This is a genomic window from Nocardia stercoris (assembly GCF_003696265.1).
GTDB classification, from domain to species: Bacteria; Actinomycetota; Actinomycetes; order Mycobacteriales; family Mycobacteriaceae; genus Nocardia; species Nocardia stercoris.
This window is the reverse complement of the sequence record NZ_RFFH01000004.1, coordinates 75,592-96,074: the sequence shown is the minus strand read 5'-3', so window position 1 is coordinate 96,074 and position 20,483 is coordinate 75,592. Positions and strand designations below refer to the sequence as shown.

The window sequence follows — 20,483 nt, the reverse complement described above, 5'->3', positions numbered from 1 at the left end:
CGCGCACCTCACGCGACCCGCCCGCTCGTCCGGAAACCGAATTCCCGGGCACTCAACGGTGCTTCGGATCGCACGGGCCGGCGCGACCCGAGCAGGGCGCCCGCCGCCACGACCGGATGCCCCATCGACCGCGCGGGGCGCGCCAGGAACATCACGTCCGACACGATCGCCGCGACCGCCGGGTGGTACGCCGCGGCCCGCAGCGCCTGTTCGCCGTAGCGCAGCTGTGCACGCTCGAGCGCCGACAGCGGAGCACCGTCGGTGGCGCTGAACTGGCGGTCCTGGCTGGTCGCGATCTGCCACGGGTCGCTCGCGGCCCGGCAGATCGACCGCTGCAGCCCGGCGGCGGCCACCGGGTCGGCGCCCCGCGCGGCGAGGGTGGCCCGGATCGCGGTGGCGCAGCGCACCGCCGTCGAAAGCCCATGGCCGTACACGGGATTCAGCGCGGTCGCGGCGTCACCGGTAACCACGAAACCGCAGGGGCGGTGCCGGATGCGGTCGAAGCGCCACCGCCGGTTCCCCGAACTCCGGGAAACCATGGTGCCGCTGAGCGATTCGGCTCCGGCCAGCATGTCGCCGAGCAGCGGGTCCGCCGGACGATCCCGCGCGTAGGTACGGAATTCGGCGTCGTCGGTGGGCAGGGACATCCCCCGGGTGCCGCCGACCGCGACCTGCCACTGCCCGTTCTCCACCGGCAGCAGAATCGCATTGGCCGCGGGCCGCCCGGACCGGCCGTCGGCCTGGATCAGGATCATGGGGAAATCCGACTCGGCGCCGGGCGCGGCACGGAACATCTGGGTGGCGTAGGCATGCCCGGAGTCGACGGTTTCCGCCCCAGGCACCGCGATCCCGAGCCGGTCCAGCCAGGCCGCGGCCCGGGAACCCCGGCCGGTCGCGTCGATCACCAGGTCCGCTTCGTACTCGTCGACCGCACCGGTCCGCAGGTCCCGCACCCGCGCACCGCGGATCGCGCGACTGTCGCCGATGAGCTCGACCGCATCGCATCCGGTCCGGAACATCACCGGGTACTGTTCCCGGATCAGTTCGCGCACAGCGTGATCGAGCAGATTCCGGGTGCAGCTGATCCCGACCCGCCCGGTGTCCGCGCGGTCCAGCCAGCCGCCTCCGGCCGCACGGAACAGCAGGTCGGCTCCGACCCCGATCCGGTGGGCACCCAGCGCCGCCAGCCGATCCGTCACGCCGGGTAGCAGGCGCTCCGCTCCGAGCACGCCACCCGGGGCCAGGAAATGGGGGTGCCGGGCCTGCGGTTGGCCGCGCCGCGGCTGCGGCTCGACGGGATAGGCGTCCCGCTCGACCACGGTGACCGTGTCCGCGTACGGTCCGGCCGCGGCGGCGGCCAGCAGGCCGGCGAAACCGCCGCCCAGCACCAGGACCGAACTCATCCCGCTACCCCGTCGCCGCGGGGCGTCATGCGCACCGCGCCGCACCACAGCAGCGAGCGATCCAGCCGCGGGCCGGGCGCGACCTCGGGCAGCAGCGCCGAACCCCGCAGCGGCAGCGGCGACCGTTCCCACCGCGCGGCGGCTCGGAAGGTCGACCGCGCGGTCTCGACCCGCCAGTCGCGGAACGAACCGAGCGTCGCCGCGAAAGTCCAACGCGCCGAACCCAGTTCGCTGCCCATAGTGAGATTGACCAGCCGCAGCATGGCCGGCGACCAATGATCCAGTGCCCACCACCGGGTGCCGGCCGCCCGCAGCAGCCCGCTCAGGGTCGCGACCTGCGGTGCCCGCAGGTAGGGCAGCAGTCCCTCGGTCAGGACCAGCGGTGCCCGGGCGCCCGCGGTCGCCTCGGCGAGGAAGTCCGCGGTGGCGGCGGCGTCGGTGACATCCAGTGGCCGGGCGATCCACTCGCAGGCCGCTTTCCGGCCGGCGAGGCGGGATTGCTTGTAGGCCACCGACTCCGGTAGATCGACCTCGTACCAACGCAATTCGGCGGGCAGCGCGAGCCGGAACGGCCGGGTGTCCAGGCCCGCCGCCAGATTGATCACCCGGTCGCAGCCCTGCGCGAGGGTGTCGAGGATCAGATCGTCGAGGAGCCGGGTCCGGACCACGGTCGGCCAGTGGTCGCGGGCACCGAGCGGCAGCATTCCGGAGCGGGCCAGTTCCCGCCCCTGCTCGCCGGCCAGCACCGCGGCCAGCTCGTCGTGGAACAGGGCGTCCGGGCGTGCGGATTCCAGAGCACGATAGACCGCGACCCAGCGCGCGGTCTCGGAGACGTGCCCGATTGCCGGTGATGTCATGGTGCCTCCCCGTGCCCGGCCGGTTCCCGGTGTCGGGCGGCGTCGATGCGGCTGCCGAAGACGTAGTCCGTCAACGGGAATCTGCGCATGCGCCACCAGGCTTCGACACTGGTGGTCGGCCGGAACAGTGGTACGTCGCCGTTGCGATCGAAGTAGAAACTGCGGGCCTGCTCGCAATTGGAGTTGAAGAAGATGGAACTCGCCTGCCGGGCGATCATCTCGTCCCCGAACCGGGTGAAGGCCTCGTCGGTGACCGTGACCCGGGTCGCGCCGCGCCGCCGGGCTTCGGTGATGCATCGGACGGCGTGGGCGGCCGCGTTCTCGATGGTGAGGAAGAACGACCCGGTCATCGAGTAGGGACCGTGAATGATGAACGCGTTCGGGCAGACCGGCAGCGTGACGCCCTCGTAGCAGACGATCCGGTTCGCCGCGAAGTAGTCGCCGAGGTCGGTGCCACCCGCGCCCAGGATCGGATACCGCGGCAGGCTGGTGCGCTCGAACACCTCGAAACCCGTGGCCAGGATCAGAGTGTCGATCGGGTGATGCGCACCGTCGGCGGTGCGGATCCCGGTGGCGTCGGCCGACTCGATATCCGCCGACACCAGGCGCACATGCTCGCGGGCGAAGGTCCGGTAGTACCGGTTGGACAGCGTGAGGAACTTGCAGCCGAACCGGTAGCTCGGCGAGAGTCGTTCCCGCAGTCGCGGATCGGGCACCTGGCGGCGCAGGGCGGCGCCGGCCAGCCGTTCCAGCAGGGTGACCACGAACGGCAGCTTGAACCGGAAGACACCGTTGTACAGCACTTCCAGCCACACCAGCACGATCCACCGCGGGATCGACAGCAGCAACGGCAACCGGCGGAAACCCCAGCGCAGCAGCCGCGGGACCGGGAAGTCGGGCTTGGGGATCACCCAGATCGGTGTGCGCTGGAAGACCACCAGCTCCGCGGCGCTGTCGGCGACCTCCGGAATGATCTGCACCGCAGAGGAACCGGTGCCGATCACCGCGACCCGACCACTCGTCTTCGCTTCGTGATCCCACCGGGCGCTGTGGATCACCGCGCCCGCGAATTCGTCCAGCCCGGCGATCTCGGGTTGTTTGGGCCGGCCGAGGGCGCCGAAGGCATGGATCACGAAGCGTGCCCGGTAGGTTCCCCGGCTGGTCGTCACTACCCACTCGTCGCGATCGTCGTCGAACCGCATGCCGCTCACCTCGGTGTCGAGACGCAGATGCGGTCGCACCCCGTACTTTTCGACGCAGTGTTCGGCGTAGGACCGCAGCTCCTCACCTTTGGCGTAGGCGTGCCGCCAGTTCGGGTTCGGTTCGAACGAGTAGCAGTAGCCCCAGATCGGAATGTCCACGCCCACATCGGGATAGGTGTTGTCCCGCCAGATCCCGCCGACCTCGCCGGCCCGCTCCAGCACCACGAAGTCGTGGATTCCGGCCCGGCGCAGGCGGATCGCCGTACCGATACCGGAGAATCCGGCGCCGACCACGACCACCTCGACCTCGGTCACGCCCGCCGCGCTCATGCCCGCCGCCGGAACCGGCCCAGCCGGGCGCGCAGGCCACGTGCGGGCGCCGGCCGTGCCGTCGCCGGTGCGGGTGTGCCGGTCATCACCTGGCCGATCACACTGTCGACGAACAGGTCGGCGGTGTCGAAGTCGTTGCGGGCCATGAGTTCCTCCATCACGCCGTGGATCAGCTCCGGCGACGCCCACTGGGCCAGCTCGCCGACGACGGCCGGGTCGATGAACGGCGCGGCGTCGGCGACGATCACCGGATCGATCTGCGCCAGCAGGGCCAGCGAGGCGTCGCTCTGGCCCGCGAGTAGGACGGTCGACAACGAGCGGCCCAGAATGCGCGGCGGCAGGATGCGGGTGGCCAGCGGGAGCGAGTAGCGCAGCGGCACCCGGCCGGCCAGCGCCGAATAACGCCGGTACTCCGCCGGATAGCGGGTGTGTAGTGCGGCCACGATCTGCTCGCGCAGCACCGCCAGTCGCTCACCGCCCACGGCGCTCAGGTAGTCGATCCGCTCGGTGGGCACGTGCAGTACGGCGGCCAGCTTGGCCAGCTGGTCTCGGGTCGTCGACTCGCTCATGACCGCCGCCTCCGGCGCAGCAGCGCCACCCGCAGCACGAAGCGCAGGGCGCGGGGTTCGCGAGCCAGATTCCGGGCGAGTTCCGCCTCGGCCAGGGCGCGGTCCCGCGCGGGTGCGGCGTCGAGCAGGGACAGCAGGTCGGCGCACTGGTCGTCGGACAGCATCGCCACGGCGTCCGGACCGGCCCCCAGCGCTGCTTCGAGTTGTTTTCTCCCGGTGGACGTTTCGGTCATCGTGGCACCGCTCCTCGGTGGTTCGGTCGAGTCAGGCCGCGGATCGAGCCCCAGGCGCGCGCCGCGGCCCGGCGGCCGCGCGCGGCGGCCGGACCCGTAGCCGGACCGGGCAGGATCTCCCGCAGCAACGGTTCGGGCAGGCCGTGTCGCTGCCACTCCCGCGGATAGCCCACGGACACTTCCTCGAAGCGCACCCCGTCGATCTCGTCGGTGCGGCGAATGTGCAAGTGCCCGTAAACGACACAGCGCACGTTGTAGCGCCGGTGCCAGTCCGCGGTGCGCTCGGTGCCGCACCACAGCGCGAACTCCGGGCGCAGCAGCCGCTCGACCGGACGACGGGTCAGCGGGAAGTGGTTGATCAGGACCAGCGGCTCCGCGGGATCCAGCGCGTCGAGCCGGCCGCGGGTGTAGTCGACCCGCTGCGCGCACCACTGCTCCCGGCTGGGATACGGGTCGCTGATCAGCAGCTGCTCGTCGGTGGCGACCGAGCCGCGCGACTGCGCCAGCGCCAACGCCTCCTGCTTGCTGCGGGTTCCGGCGGGCAGGAAGCTGTAGTCGTAGAGCAGGAACATCGGCACCAGCCGCGCCGGACCACCCGGGCCCGACCACACCGGATACGGATCCTCCGGTGTGACCACGTCCAGGGCCCGGCACATGTCCACCAGGTGCAGGTAGCGGCCCTCGCCGCGCCGGTGCGCGGGATCGCGTGCGGTGGTCCACAATTCGTGGTTGCCGGGCACCCAGATCACCTGCGCGAACCGGTCGCGCAGGGTAGCGAGGGCCCAGCGGACGGCGGCGGGCTTCTCGGCCACGTCGCCCGCCACGATCAGCCAGTCGTCGGGGGAATCGGGCCGGATGGCTTCCACCACTTCCCGATTCCCCGTGTGACCGAGGTGCAGGTCGCTCACCGCGAGCAACCGGCTCACGAAACCGCCTCGGGGGCAGCCGATTCCCCGAGCCGACCGACCGCACCGGTGAGCCGGGCCAGCATCTCGCCTGGCATCTGCGCGTCGGCGTGGATGGCGGCGAGTCGCTCCAGCAGCATCTCCACCTCGGCCACGATCGGGTCGGCCAGTTCCGCGTCCTGTGGGGTGACCTGCTCGAGCACGTGCCGGGCCAGCAGGTTCACCGTCGGGTACTGGAAGATCACCGAGTTGGCCAGCTTCACCCCGGTGATCGCCCGCACGTGTGCGCCCAGTTCGATGGAACTCAGTGAGTCGACACCCATTTCGGTGAACTCCCGATCCGGCAGCACCGCGTCCGGTGTGCTGTAGCCCAGCACCATCGAGATCGGTGTGCGCAGCAGGTCCACCACCACCTCGTGCTGTTCGGCCGGGCTCAGGCCCGCCAGTCGCTTGGCCAGCTGCGAGGAGTCGTTGACCTGCCCGGTGGCCCGCGGGCGGGTGTGCAGCAGTGCCCGAAAGAACGGCGGCAGCTCGGTGACCTGCGCGGCCATCCGCAACAGCGACAGGTCGATGCCGATGGGCAGCACGTAGGGCCGGCCGGTCCGCAGGCCGGCGTCGAACAGGTCCAGTGCCTCCTTGGTCGGCATGGGTGTCACGCCCATCCGGGTCAGGCGGGCCCGGTCCTTCTCGTCCATGCCGCCGGTGTTGGAGGTGTCCTCCGCCCACCAGCCCCAGGCCATCGAGGTGACGGCGAGGCCGCGGTGGTACCGGTGTTGCGCGAGACTGTCGGCGAACACGTTCGCGGCGCCGTAGTTGGCCTGGCCCGCGCTCCCGAAAGTGCCCGCGGCGGAGGAGAACAACACGAACATCGACAGATCCAGCTGCTGGGTCAGCTCGTGCAGGTGCCAGGCGCCGTAGGCCTTGGCGGGTAGCACCGCGTCCAGATGTTCAGGGGTGAGCGCGGCGAACGTGGCGTCGGCCAGGGCCGCGGCCAGATGCACCACACCGCCGAGCGGATGCGCGGCCGGGATGGCCTCGATCGTCTTCGCCAGTGCCGCACGGTCTCCCGCGTCGCAGGCGGCGACCGTCACCTCGGCGCCGGCGGCGCTCAGTTCCGCGACCAGTTCGTCGACGCCCGCCGCGGCCGCCCCGCTGCGGCTGGTCAGCAGCAGATGCTTGGCGCCGTAGGCCGCGACCAGATGCCGGGCGATGATCGCCCCGATCGTGCCGGTACCGCCGGTGATCAGCACGGTGGATTCCGGATCGAACGCAGTCGGCCAGGTGAGCACCACCTTGCCGGTGTGCCGGGCCTCGGAGAGCATGCGCAGCGCGGCCGACGCCTGGCGAATATCGAAGCGGTGCAGGGGAAGCGGCGGCAAGGTCCCGTCGACGAACAGCCCCGACAGCTCGGTGAGCAGGCCGCCGAGCACGTCGGTGCCGAGGGCGCCGAGTTCGAAACTCGCGTAGTGCCGGTCGTGGTCGGCGCGCACCCGCTCGGGATCGCGCACCACGTCGCGGGCGATCTCGACGAATCGGCCGCCGGGCGCGAGCAGGCTCAGCGAGCTGTCGGTGAAGGTGTCCGGCAGCAGGTTCAGCACGATATCGGCGGGCAGGCCGGCGAACCGCTCGGCGAAGTCGGCGGACCGCGAGTCGGCCAGGTGTGTCTCGGCGAAGCCGTTGCCGCGCAAGGTATCCCACTTGCGGTCGCCCGCGGTGGCCAGGACGTCCAAGCCGAACCGGCGGGCCAGGTTCACCGCCGCGGTGCCCACGCCACCGGTGGCGGCGTGCACCAGTACCCGCTCCCCTGCCTGCGCGTTCGCGACCGAGCGCAGCGCGTACAGCGCGGTCAGATACGCCACCGGCGCGGCGGCAGCCTGCGCGAACGACCAGGTCGGCGGCACGGAGGCCAGCAGGCGCCGATCGGTCACCGCGGTCGCCGCGATCTCGTCGAACAGGCCGAAAACGCGGTCTCCGGGCGCCAATCCGGTCACGTCGGCCGCGACCGCGACCACGACGCCCGCCGCCTCGTGCACGAGCCGCTCCGGCGCTCCGGTTCCGGTGGCCAGCGCGGTCAGCGCCACCGGGAACGACAGTCCGGCCGCCCGCAGCGCCACCGACACCGACCCGGCGGGCAGGGCGTCGTCGGCCGCCGGGGCCGCCTCGGCGAGGGCGACGTCGTCGACGTTGCCCGAGGCCGGGATGTCGAGCCGCCACGGTCCGGCCAGGCGCGCACCCGCGGCGGCCGCGCTGTCCAGGCCGGAACGCACTCGGCGGCCGAGGAATTCGCCGCGCCGCAGCAGCAGTTCGGGTTCGTCGGAGTGCACCGCGGAGCTGAGCTGATCGAGGCCGATGTCGCCCTCGTCCAGGTCGATCTGCTGCAGCCGGTCCGGATACTCCGATTGCGCGCTGCGGGCCAGACCCCACGCGGTCGCGCCGACCAGGTCGGATACGTCCTCGCCCAGGTCCGCGCCCTGCACGCCGCGGGTGAGCAGCACCAGCCGGGTCTCGGCGAACCGCTCGTCGGCGAACCAGGCCTGCAGCTGCCGCAGCAGGTCCGCCAGTTCGTCACGGACCGCCGTGGTCAGCTGGGCGCCGCGTTCGGCGCCGGCGTGGGCCGCCAGCCGGGGCAGCACCACGACCTTCGGGACCTCGGTGCCGGCGGTGACCGCCGCGTCGAGCGCGGCGAGGTCGGGATAGGTGGTGAGGGCGGCGTCGTCCGGGACACCCGACAGCTCGGCACCGACCACCGCCCATTCCCCGGACCGGGCCGAAAAGCGCACGCGCGGCAGCGAAACCGACAGCCAGTCGACACCGAACAGCGCGTCCTGCCGGCCCGACAGCCCGCGGGTCGCCAGCTTCTGGGTGGAGATCGTGCGCACCTGCAGGGTGCCCACCGCGACCGGCGCACCGCCGCTGTCGGCCAGGATCCAGCGCAGCCGGTCGTCCCCGGCGGGAGTCAGCTTGACCCGCAACGCTTTCGCGCCGACCGCGCGTAGTTCGACCCGCTCCCAGGCGAACGGCAGCCGGATGGCACCCGGCTCGGAGGGCATCAGCGCGGCAGCGGCCGCACCACACTGCATGGCCGCGTCCAGCAGCGCCGGATGCAGACCGTACTTGTCGGCGTCGGACACCGAATCCGGCAGTGCCACTTCGGCGAACACATCCTCGCCGCGTGTCCACACCGACTTCATGCCCTGGAAGACCGGGCCGTACTGGTAGCCCAGCGCCGCCAGCATGACGTATGCCCGGTCCGGTTCGACTCCCGGTTCCGCACCGACCGGCGGCCACAGCTCCAGACCCTCGCCGTCACCAGAAGTGCCCGCGGCGGTGACGAATCCGTCGGCGTGCATGCTCCACTGACTCGCACCGGGCGCCGCGTCCTTGACCTCGGGACGCGAGTACACCGCCACCTTGCGCCGGCCTTTGCGGTCCGGCTCGCCGACCACCACCTGCACGTGGATGGCGTCCTCGGCGGGCAGGGTGACCGGGGTGTACATGGTCAGCTTCTCCACCCGCGGGCTGCCGAGTTTGTCGCCGGCGTGCAGTACGAGTTCGAGCAGCATCGCGCCCGGCACCAGCACATTGCCGTGCAGGGCGTGGTCGGCCAGCCACGGGTGGGTGGCCAGCGCCAGGCGGGTGGTGAACTGGTAGCGGTCCGCGCCGGGCTGTTCGGTGATCGCCGCGAGCAACGGATGCCCGGCCTCGGCCAGGCCCAGGCCACTGGGCTTCCCGCCGTTGGCGCCGGAAGTGCTGGCCAGCCAGTACTTCTCGCGTTGGAAGGCGTACGAGGGCAGCGGCACCGGGCGGGTCGAGCGCCGCGGGTAGAGGGCCGACCAGTCCGGCGACACCCCGCCCACATGGGCCTCGGCGATCGCGGTCAGGAAGCGGCGGATGCCCGCGTCCTCGCGCTTGAGCGTGCCGACGATCAGGCACGAGTCGGCGAAAGAGCCGAACTGGTCCAGGGATTCGTGCATGGCGGCGGTGAGCACCGGGTTGACGCTCATCTCGAGGAACGCGTTGTACCCGGATTCGAAGGCGGCCTGGAAACCGGCCTCGAAATCGACCGGTTCGCGCAGGTTCCGGAACCAGTAGTCGGGGCCGAGCTCCTCACCCGGCAGCACGTCGCCGGTGACCGTGGAGAAGAACACCACGTCGGTGGCCCGGGGCACGATCGGCGCCACCGCTTCCCGCAACTCGGCCCGCAGCGGGTCGAGGTGCGGCGTGTGCGCGGCGTAGTCGACCGGAATCCGCTTGGCGCGCACACCGTTCCGCTCGGCCACCGCGATCACCTCGGTGACGGCGTCCGCGCCACCGGCCACCACCGTGGTGGCGGGCGAGTTGATCGCGGCGATGTAGAGGTCCGCGATCCCGGTCATCAGTTCCCGCACCCGCGCGACCGGGGCGTTGATCGACGCCATGCCGCCGGACCCGGGCAGGCTGCGCAGCGGCTTGCTGCGCATGGTCACGATGCGGGCGGCGTCCTGCAGCGACAGCGCGCCGGCGACGTAGGCGGCCGCCACCTCGCCCTGCGAGTGCCCGAGCACCGCCGCCGGCTCGATGCCGAACGAACGCCACAGGGCGGCCAGGGAAACCATGGTGGCGAACAGCGCGGGCTGGACCACGTCGACCCGGTCGATGGACGGCGCGCCCTCCGCCTGGCGCAGCACATCGGTCAGCGACCAGTCGACGGTGGCGGCGAAGGCCGCCTCGCATTCCCGGATCCGCTCGGCGAAGAACGGGGATTCGTCCATCAGCTGGGCCGCCATGCCCGCGTACTGGGCACCCTGACCGGGGAAGACGAACACCACCTGGCGGTCGAGGGCCTGGCCCCGGATCGGCCCGACCGGCTTGTGCTCCGCGATCTCGGCCAGGCCGGTGAGCATGTCGACCCGGTTGCTGCCCACGACCGCGGCGCGGTGCTCGAAGGTCGCGCGGGTGGTACCCAGCGCGCGGGCCACGTCGCGCAGCCCGAATTCCGCATGGGACTTGACGTGTTCGGCGAGCCGTGCGGCCTGCTCCGCGAGCGCCTCCGGCGTCCGGGCCGAGATCGGCCACACCGACACGGGCACAACGGCCGGCGTGGGCTCGGGTTCCTCGGCGAGTTCGTCGGCCTGCTCGAGGATCACGTGCGCGTTGGTGCCCGCGATACCGAACGACGACACCGCCGCGCGGCGCGGCCGGCCGGGCTCGGGCCAGGCGACCCGCTCGGTCACCAATTCCACTGCGCCGCTGGGCCAGTCGACCGCCGCGGTGGGTTCGCTGACATTGACGGTGGCCGGCAGCTCACCGTGCCGCATGGCCTGCACCATCTTGATGACACCGGCCGCGCCGGCCGCGGCCTGGGTGTGGCCGAAGTTGCCTTTGATCGAACCCAGTCTGAGCGGTTGTCCGGCGGCGCGTTCCCGACCGTAGGTGTCGAACAGGGCCCGCAGTTCGATGGGATCGCCGACGGGCGTGCCGGTTCCGTGCCCTTCGACCGCGTCGATATCAGCGGCCGACAGGCCCGAACTGGCGAGCGCGGCGGCGATCAGCTTGCGCTGGGCGTGCTCGCTGGGGACGGTGAGCCCCTTGGTGGCGCCGTCCTGGTTGACCGCGCCGCCGCGCATGACCGCGAGGACCCGGTGGCCGTTGCGACGCGCGTCCGACAGCCGTTCCAGCACCAGCATCGCGACGCCCTCGGACATGCAGAAGCCGTCCGCGTCGGCCGAATAGGGCTTGCTGCGCCCGGCTTTGGAGATGGCCCCGTGCTGGCCGAGCGCGAAGAACCCGGTCAGGGTCGACATGATCGAGACGCCGCCGACCAAGGCCAGCGAGCACTCGCCCGCCAGCAAGGCGCGGCCACCGAGATGCATCGCGACCAGCGACGACGAGCACGCGGTGTCGATGCTCATCGTCGGGCCCTGCAGACCGAGGATGTAGGACACGCGCCCGGAGAGCACGCTCTGGCTGACGCCGAGCGAGACGTAGCCGGGGTCCAGGTCCTTCTGGCCGGGGATGAGATACGCGTAGTCGCCGCCCATCGCGCCGATGTAGACGCCGGTATCGGTGTCGCGCAACGTATTCGGATCGATGCCGGCGTCTTCCAGGGCCTGCCAGGTGGATTCGAGCACCACTCGCTGCTGCGGGTCCATGGCCCGGGCCTCGCGCGGGCTGATCCCGAAGAACTCCGGGTCGAACAGGCCCGGTTCGTCGATGAAGCCGCCCATGGGGGCCATGGCCGCCGCTACCTCGGGCGACGCCATATCGGCGAGTTCGGTCATGGCCCGATCGGAGGGAAATTTACTGGAGACATGTTTTCCGTCGGACAGGAAGCGCCACAATGATTCCGGAGAGTCGATTCCACCCGGAAAACGACACGCCATTCCGACGATGGCAACAGAATCCGGCGAGAGATTTTCGGGCACGACAAATCCCCATTCCCCAACATACGCGTAATAAGCGCAGCTAGAACATACTTCAACAGATATCGGCCGAATACGGCCAGGACATCTCGAATTGCGAGATCAGAACTAGACCCCCGTGGTCGCGGCCAGCGTAACCGAGGATCAGAACACCTGCAACCGGTTTCACCACGAGGGTTCCCGTTACCGCAAGTTACTTGCATCTGATGGTCGGATCATGAAGGCTCACAGCCACATTCATGCCATGCAACACTCCCCGGGGGGAGTCCGGGACAGGGTCCCAACAAGGCGCCGATAAACGATTCGGACTTTGTTTGCTGCGTAATCACCAGGAGGGCGTTCGCCGTGGCCAAATTCGAAATTACCAAAGCATTATCCGTAAATCCCATGCGTCTCTACAGCGTTATCGCGGACACCGCCACCTGGGGCGACTGGTTCCAGATGCACGGCGGATTCGCCGAGGCGCCGCCGACGAACATCGGAGTGAACTCGAAACTCGCGCAGAACATCCGGCTGATGGGCATGACCCAGCGCCTGGACCTCACCGTCGTGGCCTTCAAGCCGCCGATGGAACTGACCCTGGCCGGCAGCAGCCCGGCCGGGATCACCTGCGAATTCACCTTCGCCATCGCGCGCCGGCCGGGCGGCTGCGAGCTCACCATCGCCGGCGACTTCGACGGACCGGTGCTGACCGAACAGCTGTCGCAGCTGATCGAGAACGATGCCCAGACCCAGCTCGCCGGCTCGATGGACAAGCTGCACGAGATCACCGGATCGGCATCCTGATGCTGGAGCTGTCCGGCGTCGTCCGCACCTACCGGATCGGCGGACAGGACGTGCGGGCCGTCGACGGCATCGACCTGACGATCGAGGCCGGTCAATTCGTCTCGGTGGTCGGGCCGTCCGGCGCCGGGAAGAGCACCCTGCTCCATCTGCTCGGCGCGCTCGACCGCCCCGACAGCGGATCGATCCGCTTTCGCGGCCAGGAGATCGGCGGGCTGAGCGACGATCAGCAGTCCGAATTCCGCAGGCACCACGTCGGATTCGTCTTCCAGTTCTTCAACCTGCTGCCGACCCTGTCCGCCTGGGAGAACGTGGCGGTGCCGCAACTGCTGGACGGCAAGGGATTACGCACCACCCGGACCCGCGCGCTGGAGCTGCTCGAACTGGTCGGCCTGGGCGAGCGCACCGAACACCGGCCGGCCGAACTGTCCGGCGGGCAGATGCAGCGGGTGGCGCTGGCGCGCGCCCTGCTGATGGATCCGCCGTTGATCCTCGCCGACGAACCCACCGGCAACCTCGACTCCAGGACCGGCGCCGACATCCTCGCGCTGCTCACCGACATCGCGCACGACACCGGCCGGGAGCGCGCGGTCGTCATGGTGACCCACAACAGTGACGCCGCCCGCAGCACCGACCGGGTACTCAGCCTCGCCGACGGGCGCCTCGTGAGCGACGAAATTCTCAGTGCACCAAGCCTTTCCGGCGGCCATGGCACGGAGCCGGCCGGAGATCCCGGATGAGGGCGCTGCTGGACCGCTGGCGGCTGTTCAGTGTGCGGGAGTTCGCCACCCACCGGGGCCGCACCCTCGCCGCGGTGACCGTCATGGCGGTCTCGGCGGCGTTCCTGGTGTCGGTGCTGGGGATCTTCGGCTCCCTGACCGGCTCGGTCGACCGGCTGGTCGGTGGTCTGGCGGGCGACGCGTCGCTCGAGGTCACCGCCGTCACCGACTCCGGCTTCCCGGTCTCGATCCGCGACGACATCGCCGCGATACCCGGCGTGGCGCAGGCCGTACCCATGGTGCGCACCCGGACCGACTCCGACCGCGGATCACTGCTGCTGCTCGGCGCCGACGGGTCGGCGGCCACCCTGGGCAGCGCGCTGCAGGGCCCGGTGGAACACCAACTGGCCGCGCTCATCTCGACACCCGACGGCGTGCTGGCCGGGCCGGGCGTGGGCGTGCGCGCCGGCGAACCGATGCGTCTGGGATCGCGGACGGTCACGGTGGCCGGAGTGATCGAGGGCGGCACCGCGGCGCGACTCAACGAGGGCCACTACGTGCTCACCTCGCTGGCCGTCGCACAGCGTGTGACCCAGCATCCGGGGCGGGTGGACTCCGTCCTGATCGTCGCCGCGCCGAACACCGCACCGGGAGAGCTGCGTTCCGCCGTCGACACGGCGGTGAACGGCCGGGCCCTGGTCGCCGAACCGAGTGTGCGGGCGGTGCAGACCGGCAACGGCATCCGCATCCTGCAGTACATGACCCTGATGGGTGCGGCGCTGGCCTTCATCGTGGCCGCGTTCCTCATCTACACCACCATGTCGATGGCCATCGCCCAACGGCGGCCGACGATTTCGATGCTCCGCGCGGTCGGCGGGCAGCGCCGGACCATCGTCGCCGATCTGCTCACCGAAGCGGCCGTCGTGGGTTTCGCCGGCGGCCTGCTGGGCGCGCTGATCGGAATCGCGCTGGGCCGCATGGCGGTTCGGTCGCTGCCGGTCGCGCTGATGCAGGCGGTGGAGGCCCGGACCACGTATTCGCTACCGGTATACGCGATCCCGTTCGCCGTGGGGGCGGCGGTGTGCACGAGTGTGGCCGCCTCGGGCACGGCGGCCTACCAGGTGTACAAGGTGTCACCGATCGAGGCTCTGGCGCCGGTCGGGGCGTCGGCCGCCGACCGGATCAGGCCGTGGCTGCGGCGGGCCGCCCTGTGTGCCGCGATCGGTGACCTCGTCATCGCGGTCGGGCTGATCCGGCTGCATCTGGGCAGTTTCCTGGCCTCCGGTGCCGCGCTGACCATGTTCTTCGGCGCGGCCCTGACGGCGTGCTTCGCCGCCGGGGACCAGCTGGTGTGGGCGGCCGCCCGGGTGGCCCGGTGGTGCGGCCGGGCGGGCGAGCTGGCGGCCGCCACCCTGGAACGCGCGCCACGGCGGGTCTGGGCGACCCTGATGACCGTGTTCATGGCGGTCGCGGTCACCGTCACCATCACCGGCGCGAACAACGACCTGCTCACCGGGGCACGGACCTCGCTCGGTTCGGTCGGCGACGTGGATGTGTGGGTGTCGATGCAGCCGCCCGACGAATATCCCACCGGCGCACTGCCGTCCGGTCTCGCCGACGATCTCGCGAAGCTGCCCGGGGTTGCGACGGTGACCGAGGGACAGCTCGCCTACGCGACGCTCGGCGACCAGAAGATCCTGCTCTACGGCCTCGCCGACGGCAGCGTCAGCCCGCTCTATCAGCAGGTCTCGGACCGGACCCGGGCCGAGCTGGTCGCGGGCCGCGGGGTCGTGCTGTCCCGGGATCTGAGCCGGGCGCTGGGCGCGCACGCCGGGGACGAGATCACGATGCGCACTCCGCAAGGGCTGCAACATATCCGGGTTCTCGAGGTGGTGTCGTACTTCTCGGCCCTGACCGGGTCCGCGGGGATCGGCCTGCCGCTCATGCGGGAGTGGTTCGACCGGCCGGGCGACACCCTGCTCCAGCTCGACGCCACGCCCGGCGTGGACAAAGACCACGTGCTGCAAGCCGTCCGGAACGCCGCGCCGGCCGGCGTGCAGGTCTACAGCGGGACGCAGTCGCTCGACGCGGTCGCGGGAGCCATCCGCCAGGGTTCGGCCGTCGCGAACGCGGTGTGGATGATCGTCGTCCTGATCGCCGCGATCGGGCTGCTGAACACCCTCACCCTCTCGGTACTGGAGCGGCGCCGCGAAATCGGTGTCCTGCGCGCGATCGGCGCCAGCCGGCGGGTCACCCTCCGCATGATCCTGGCCGAGGCGGCGGGCATCGGCGCGGTCGGCGGTGTGCTGGGCCTGCTGTTCGGGCTGGCCGCGCAGTACTTCTTCGACAGCGCCGCACCGGACTTCATGAGCATCGACATCGGCTACACCCCGGGTCTCTCGGTGCTGGTATTCGCCGGGGCCGCAGTGGGTTTGAGCCTGCTCGGCTCGGTGCCGCCGGCGCGGCGCGCGGCCCGGCTCAACATCATCGACGCCATCTCCATCGACTGACGAAGCAGGAGAACCTTTTCCATGACACGAACTCGATACCTCGCGATGGCGGTTCTGGTCGGCGCCGGCCTGCTGCTCACCACCGCCTGCAACGACTCCACGCCGAGCGCGGCGAAATCCGCCACGACCACAACGACTCTCGCCGCCGACCAGCCGCCGATCCCGTTGCCCGGGCCGGGTGATCTCAATGCCGGGGTCATGATCGCGCTGGACCCGAACACCCCGCGGGCGGTGAAGATCGCCGCGATCCAGGGCGCCGACACCGACCCCGATCTGGTCGACAAGCTGACCCAGGCCGGCGGCGCCAACAAGCTCACCATGACGGTGACCTCGGTCGAATACCAGGGCAACGGCGTCATGCAGGCCACGGCGAACCTGACCCTCAACGGCAAGCCGGTCGAAGGCCAGGCCTACGTCCCGTTCGTCGCCGAGGGCGGGCGCTGGAAGCTGCAGAAGGCCTGGGCGTGTCAGATGCTGGCCAATACCCAGCTCACGTCCACCTCCTGCAACTGAGCGGAGGCCGCGCAATGCTCGAACCCACCCTGGTCGACGGCCGGACTTCGGTCGAATTGGCAAGTGCGGTACCCGAACTCGTATCCGGTTGTATCGAGCGAGTGGCCGCCGAGGCCACCGCGTGGCGGGACTGGTCGGTGCGCTGGCTCGACGCCTGGGACCGCCACGATCTCGACGCGATCCTGGACCTGGTCACCGACGACGTCCGCTACGAGGATCCGTCCCTGTTCGGCGAATTCCTCACCGGCCGTGCGGCACTGCGCGAAGTGGTGCTGTCGACCTGGCAGGCCTTCCCGGACGTGCGCTTCGAACTCGCCGGCACACCGTATTTCGCGCTGCTCGGCTCGGGTATGGCCGCGCCGTGGCGCATGCGCGGCACCTTCGCGGGTGATATGGCCGGCGGTCCTTCCCCGCTGGGTATCGCACCCACCGGCCGCTTCTTCGACACCCACGGCGTCGATATCTACGAACTGCGCGACGGCCGGCTCGCCCGCTGGTCCACCACCACCGACCTGTTCGACCTGGCCCGCCAGGTCGGCCTGCTTCCGGCGCCCCGAACCCCGTTGTTCCGGATGGTGGTCCGGATGCAACGCCTGATCGCCCCGGCGCTGCGCGCCTGGCACGGGCGCCGGGGCTGATCAGTTCGCGCCGAGGGCGTCGAGGGCGGCACGCAGCCGGACGCCGGCCTCGGCGGCGATGGGTTCCAGGTCAGGCTGGTCGGTGACCTGGACCATCAGATCCGGGTTCATCGCCTCGACGATCACCGTGTCGGATTCCGTGGGGTCGCGACGGACGACGACGTTGCAGGGCAACAGCAGTCCGATCTGCCGGTCCACACCGACCGCCCGGTCGGCCAGCGCCGGGTTACACGCACCGAGGATGCGGTAGTCCTCCATGTCGACACCGATCTTGGCCTTCAGGGTCGCGGCCATGTCGATTTCGGTGAGAACACCGAAACCCTGTTCCGCGAGCGCGGCTTTCGTCCGTGCGATCGCGTCGTCGAAGTCGGCGTGCAGCGTGGTCGTGAGTGCGAGAGTCATTGTGCCGAACCTTTCGTCGTGGACGCTGTCAGCGGCCGGTGGGACAGGTGGCCGGCTCGGCGGGCACGCCGAGCCGGGTCATCAGCAACGTGGCGGGACACCAGCCGGCCACGCTGTAGAACACGAGATTCGCGCCGACCAGCGTGGTCAGGACCAGCGACCACGGTGAGATCGTCACCGCCAGAACCACACTGAGCAGAACGAGCGATCCGGCCAGGAGCGGCACGATGCGTGCGACGGACCAGGTGCGACGTCGGACGGAGAGTGGCATGGCGTTTCTTCTTTCAGGCTAGTGCGAGGAACAGTTTTTCCAGTTCGTCCACCGTCAACGGCTCGGACGCGTTCTCGGATTTGTCGAGGCATTCCCGCAGGCCGGTGGCGACGATCTTGAATCCGGCGCGGTCCAGCGCCCGCGACACCGCCGCCAGCTGGGTGACGACGTCCTTGCAGTCGCGACCCTGTTCGATCATGCCGATGACACCGGCCAGCTGACCGTGTGCGCGGCGGAGGCGGTTGAGCACCGTGGCGATGTTCTCGTCGTTGCCGACCATGAGCGGACTCCTCTCGTTCTCCTCCGGTGTGCCCACTGCGGGCACACCGGAGGTTTTGCTCAGTGATGAGCGAAATTGATATTCGGCAGGATATTGCGCAGCCAGCGCGGCGACCACCAGGCACCGTGCGCGGTGAGGCGCAGCAGCACGGGCAACAGCACCAGCCGGACCACGACCGCGTCGAGCAGCACCGCGACGCCCAGGATGATGCCCATCTCCTTGGGCGGCAACGGATCCGCCAGCGCGAAGGTGAAGAACACGGCCACCATCACGGCCGCGGCCGCGAAGATCACCCGCCCGGAGTGGGCCAGCCCGTCGATCTGGGCCGCCTCGGGGTCACCTGTGCGTTCGTAGTGTTCCTTGGCGGTGGCCAGCAGGAACACGGTGTAGTCCATGGCGATCGCGAAGATCATGGCGAAGAAGAACACCGGTCCCCACCCGTCGAGGAAGCCCTGCGGGTGGAAGCCCAGCAGCCCGGCACCGTGCCCGTCCTGGAAGATCAGCTTCGCCACACCGAAGGCCGCGCCGGTCGACAGCAGGCTGACCAGCGTACCCAGGCCCGCGATCAGCGGCGCCTGCAACGCCACCAGCAGCAACGCGAAGCCGAGCACCAGGATCACGCCGACGATGATCGGCAGGTAGTGGTTCAGGGCCTGCTGCAGGTCGAGGTTCTCCGCGGGCGCGCCGCCGACCAGAGCACGATCGGGCAGCTGATGCCGCAGGTCGTCCAGGATCGTGCCCATCCGGGCGTCCGACGGGTCGACCTTCGGCAGGGCCTGCATCATCACCAGACCCGAATCGTCGGCCGCGGGCTGCGGCGGGGTGACCATGGCGACCCCGTCCACGCCTGCCGCCGCTCGCGCGGTGGCCTCGGCTTCACCGGCGGGCGCGATGATCTGCAGCGCACCCGGCGCGCCCGCACCGAGCTGGCGCTGGACCAGCTCGTACCCCTGCCGCACCGGGGCACTTTCGGGCACCACCTGGATGGACGGCATCGCGACCTTCAACCCGAACACCGGAATCGCCAGGGCGACCAGGACGATCAGCGCGCCGATCGCGAACGGCCACGGCCGGTCGTGCAGCAGCTGTCCCCAGCGCGCGAATCGCGGTGACCGGTGCTGTTGCCGCTTCGCGTAGGGCAACGCACCGGCGTTCACCTTCGTCCCCAGCGCGCCCAGGGTGGCCGGGAGCAGAGTCAGCGTCGCGATCAGCACGAACGCCACCGACAGCATGATGCCGACCGCCATGGTCCGCACCGCGGGCGCCGGCACGATCAGTACTGCCGAGAGGCTGACCAGCACGGTCAGGCCGGACAGGACCACGGCCTTGCCCGCGGTGTCCATGGTCTCGGCCACGGCACGGCGTGGATCGGCGGCCCGGGTCAGGGCGTCGCGGTAGCGCGCGACGAGGAACAGCGCGTAGTCGATCCCGAGGGCGAGCGCGAACATCATCGCGAAGTTCATGGCCCACACCGAGATCGGTGTGACGTGGTTCAGCAGGACCAGGCCACCGGCCGAGGCGACCAGACCGGCGACAGTCAACAGCAGCGGCAGTCCCGCGGCGACCAGTGAGCCGAAAGCCAGCACCATGATCGCGAGTGTGACCGGCCAGGAGAACATCTCGGCCTTCATCATGGCGTTGTGGTTGGCGGCGTTGAAGTCGCTCCACAGCGCCGAGGCACCGGTCGGGTACACCTCGATCCCGTTGCCCGCCAAGGCGTTCAGTGCCGCCTTGTGTTCGTCGACGGCCTTCACCATGTCGTCGGTGGATGCGGCGGCGCCCGCGACCAGGATGCCGGTGTGACCATCCGGGCTGATCGTCATCCCCGGCTGCGGATCGACGATCGCGCCGAACCGCGCGTCTCCGGAGAGTTCCGCGCGCACGCCGTCGAGTACGTGCCGCATGGCAGGGTCGGCGACGGTCGCGGTATCGGAATGCACGACGACTTGGACCGCGGCGGAGGAGTTCCCGCCGAAGTGCTGCTGGGCGAGCTCACGGACCTGCACGGACTGCGAGCCATCGGCCTGCCATCCGGCGCCGGCCAGCGAGTTGAACACGCTGGGTGCGGCGGCGCCGAGGGCGACGAGGACCAGGAGCCAGACACCGAAGACGATGCGCGTGTGGCCGGCCATGGCGGCGCCGAGGCGCGCCAGCAGGCCGCCGGTGATCGGAACGCTGGACGGCGGCGGCTCTGCCACCGCTGTCCGGCTGTAGTTGCTGCGGTTCGACACTCTCACTCCCTTCATACCCCCGGGGGTATTTTCCTTGCCGCCACTCTATACCCCCAGGGGTATTACGCGATGCGGCATCGATCACACCCTGGCGCCGGAAACAGCAGGAATTCGATGACGGCGGAGATACGAGGGCCGGGCCAGGATTCAATGGGCCGGCGATCTCCTGATCAGCGTGCCCGACCGAACCGTCGCAGATATCGCCGCGGCCAGGGAACGATCGGTAGCCGTGCCGC

General features: G+C 70.3%; 16 protein-coding genes. 5 read left to right on the top strand and 11 right to left on the bottom strand.

Translation table 11 applies throughout. The features are described from left to right. Nucleotides 1-8 precede the first annotated feature (8 nt). From EBN03_RS11565 to EBN03_RS11535, 7 genes are read right to left on the bottom strand one after another with little or no spacing between them, the layout of a single operon-like run. Nucleotides 9-1,403, bottom strand: a complete 1,395-nt coding sequence (locus EBN03_RS11565; protein ID WP_122187994.1) for an NAD(P)/FAD-dependent oxidoreductase — start codon at nucleotides 1,401-1,403, stop codon at nucleotides 9-11. After that, nucleotides 1,400-2,260: a class I SAM-dependent methyltransferase gene (locus EBN03_RS11560; RefSeq protein ID WP_122187993.1), complete on the bottom strand. Its 861-nt coding sequence runs from the start codon at nucleotides 2,258-2,260 to the stop codon at nucleotides 1,400-1,402. Before EBN03_RS11560 ends, EBN03_RS11565 begins: the two co-directional genes overlap by 4 nt. Next, nucleotides 2,257-3,792, bottom strand: a complete 1,536-nt coding sequence (locus tag EBN03_RS11555) for a flavin-containing monooxygenase (protein ID WP_199742743.1) — start codon at nucleotides 3,790-3,792, stop codon at nucleotides 2,257-2,259. Before EBN03_RS11555 ends, EBN03_RS11560 begins: the two co-directional genes overlap by 4 nt. Further along, nucleotides 3,789-4,361, bottom strand: coding sequence for a hypothetical protein (locus tag EBN03_RS11550; protein ID WP_122187992.1), 573 nt, complete (start codon nucleotides 4,359-4,361; stop codon nucleotides 3,789-3,791). The genes EBN03_RS11555 and EBN03_RS11550 overlap by 4 nt, the downstream gene beginning before the upstream one ends. Further along, nucleotides 4,358-4,594, bottom strand: coding sequence for a hypothetical protein (locus EBN03_RS11545; RefSeq protein WP_122187991.1), 237 nt, complete (start codon nucleotides 4,592-4,594; stop codon nucleotides 4,358-4,360). Before EBN03_RS11545 ends, EBN03_RS11550 begins: the two co-directional genes overlap by 4 nt. Next, nucleotides 4,591-5,520 (bottom strand): metallophosphoesterase family protein, encoded by a 930-nt coding sequence (locus EBN03_RS11540; protein WP_122187990.1) that lies wholly within the window; start codon nucleotides 5,518-5,520, stop codon nucleotides 4,591-4,593. The genes EBN03_RS11545 and EBN03_RS11540 overlap by 4 nt, the downstream gene beginning before the upstream one ends. Further along, nucleotides 5,517-11,903, bottom strand: a complete 6,387-nt coding sequence (locus EBN03_RS11535; protein ID WP_267899275.1) for a type I polyketide synthase — start codon at nucleotides 11,901-11,903, stop codon at nucleotides 5,517-5,519. Before EBN03_RS11535 ends, EBN03_RS11540 begins: the two co-directional genes overlap by 4 nt. Nucleotides 11,904-12,287: 384 nt before the next feature. On the opposite strand from EBN03_RS11535, the gene EBN03_RS11530 reads away from it, so the two are divergent. The 5 genes from EBN03_RS11530 to EBN03_RS11510 are packed head-to-tail and all read left to right on the top strand — an operon-like array spanning nucleotide 12,288 to nucleotide 17,063. Beyond that, a complete protein-coding gene (locus tag EBN03_RS11530) occupies nucleotides 12,288-12,686 on the top strand; it encodes an SRPBCC family protein (RefSeq protein ID WP_122187988.1) in 399 nt (132 codons plus the stop codon). Beyond that, nucleotides 12,686-13,423 (top strand): ABC transporter ATP-binding protein, encoded by a 738-nt coding sequence (locus EBN03_RS11525; protein WP_199742742.1) that lies wholly within the window; start codon nucleotides 12,686-12,688, stop codon nucleotides 13,421-13,423. The genes EBN03_RS11530 and EBN03_RS11525 overlap by 1 nt, the downstream gene beginning before the upstream one ends. Then, entirely contained in the window at nucleotides 13,420-15,912 is a 2,493-nt protein-coding gene (locus tag EBN03_RS11520; RefSeq protein WP_122187987.1) for an FtsX-like permease family protein, read from the top strand. The genes EBN03_RS11525 and EBN03_RS11520 overlap by 4 nt, the downstream gene beginning before the upstream one ends. Before the next feature lie 21 nt (nucleotides 15,913-15,933). After that, nucleotides 15,934-16,425 carry a hypothetical protein gene (locus EBN03_RS11515; protein WP_147471538.1) on the top strand — a complete coding sequence of 164 codons (492 nt, stop codon included), beginning with the start codon at nucleotides 15,934-15,936 and terminating at the stop codon, nucleotides 16,423-16,425. Nucleotides 16,426-16,439: 14 nt separating this feature from the next. Beyond that, on the top strand, nucleotides 16,440-17,063 hold the full coding sequence (locus EBN03_RS11510; RefSeq protein ID WP_122187985.1) for an ester cyclase: 624 nt from the start codon (nucleotides 16,440-16,442) through the stop codon (nucleotides 17,061-17,063). Here the strand turns inward: EBN03_RS11510 and EBN03_RS11505 are convergent, their stop codons facing one another. The 4 genes from EBN03_RS11505 to EBN03_RS11490 are packed head-to-tail and all read right to left on the bottom strand — an operon-like array spanning nucleotide 17,064 to nucleotide 20,148. After that, nucleotides 17,064-17,465 (bottom strand): DUF302 domain-containing protein, encoded by a 402-nt coding sequence (locus EBN03_RS11505; RefSeq protein ID WP_122187984.1) that lies wholly within the window; start codon nucleotides 17,463-17,465, stop codon nucleotides 17,064-17,066. 28 nt (nucleotides 17,466-17,493) lie between these two features. Further along, complete coding sequence (locus EBN03_RS11500) at nucleotides 17,494-17,736, bottom strand: YgaP-like transmembrane domain (RefSeq protein WP_122187983.1); 243 nt, start codon at nucleotides 17,734-17,736, stop codon at nucleotides 17,494-17,496. Nucleotides 17,737-17,749: 13 nt separating this feature from the next. Next, nucleotides 17,750-18,016: a metal-sensitive transcriptional regulator gene (locus EBN03_RS11495; RefSeq protein WP_122187982.1), complete on the bottom strand. Its 267-nt coding sequence runs from the start codon at nucleotides 18,014-18,016 to the stop codon at nucleotides 17,750-17,752. Nucleotides 18,017-18,075: 59 nt separating this feature from the next. Next, nucleotides 18,076-20,148, bottom strand: a complete 2,073-nt coding sequence (locus tag EBN03_RS11490; RefSeq protein ID WP_233608361.1) for an MMPL family transporter — start codon at nucleotides 20,146-20,148, stop codon at nucleotides 18,076-18,078. Nucleotides 20,149-20,483 lie beyond the last annotated feature (335 nt).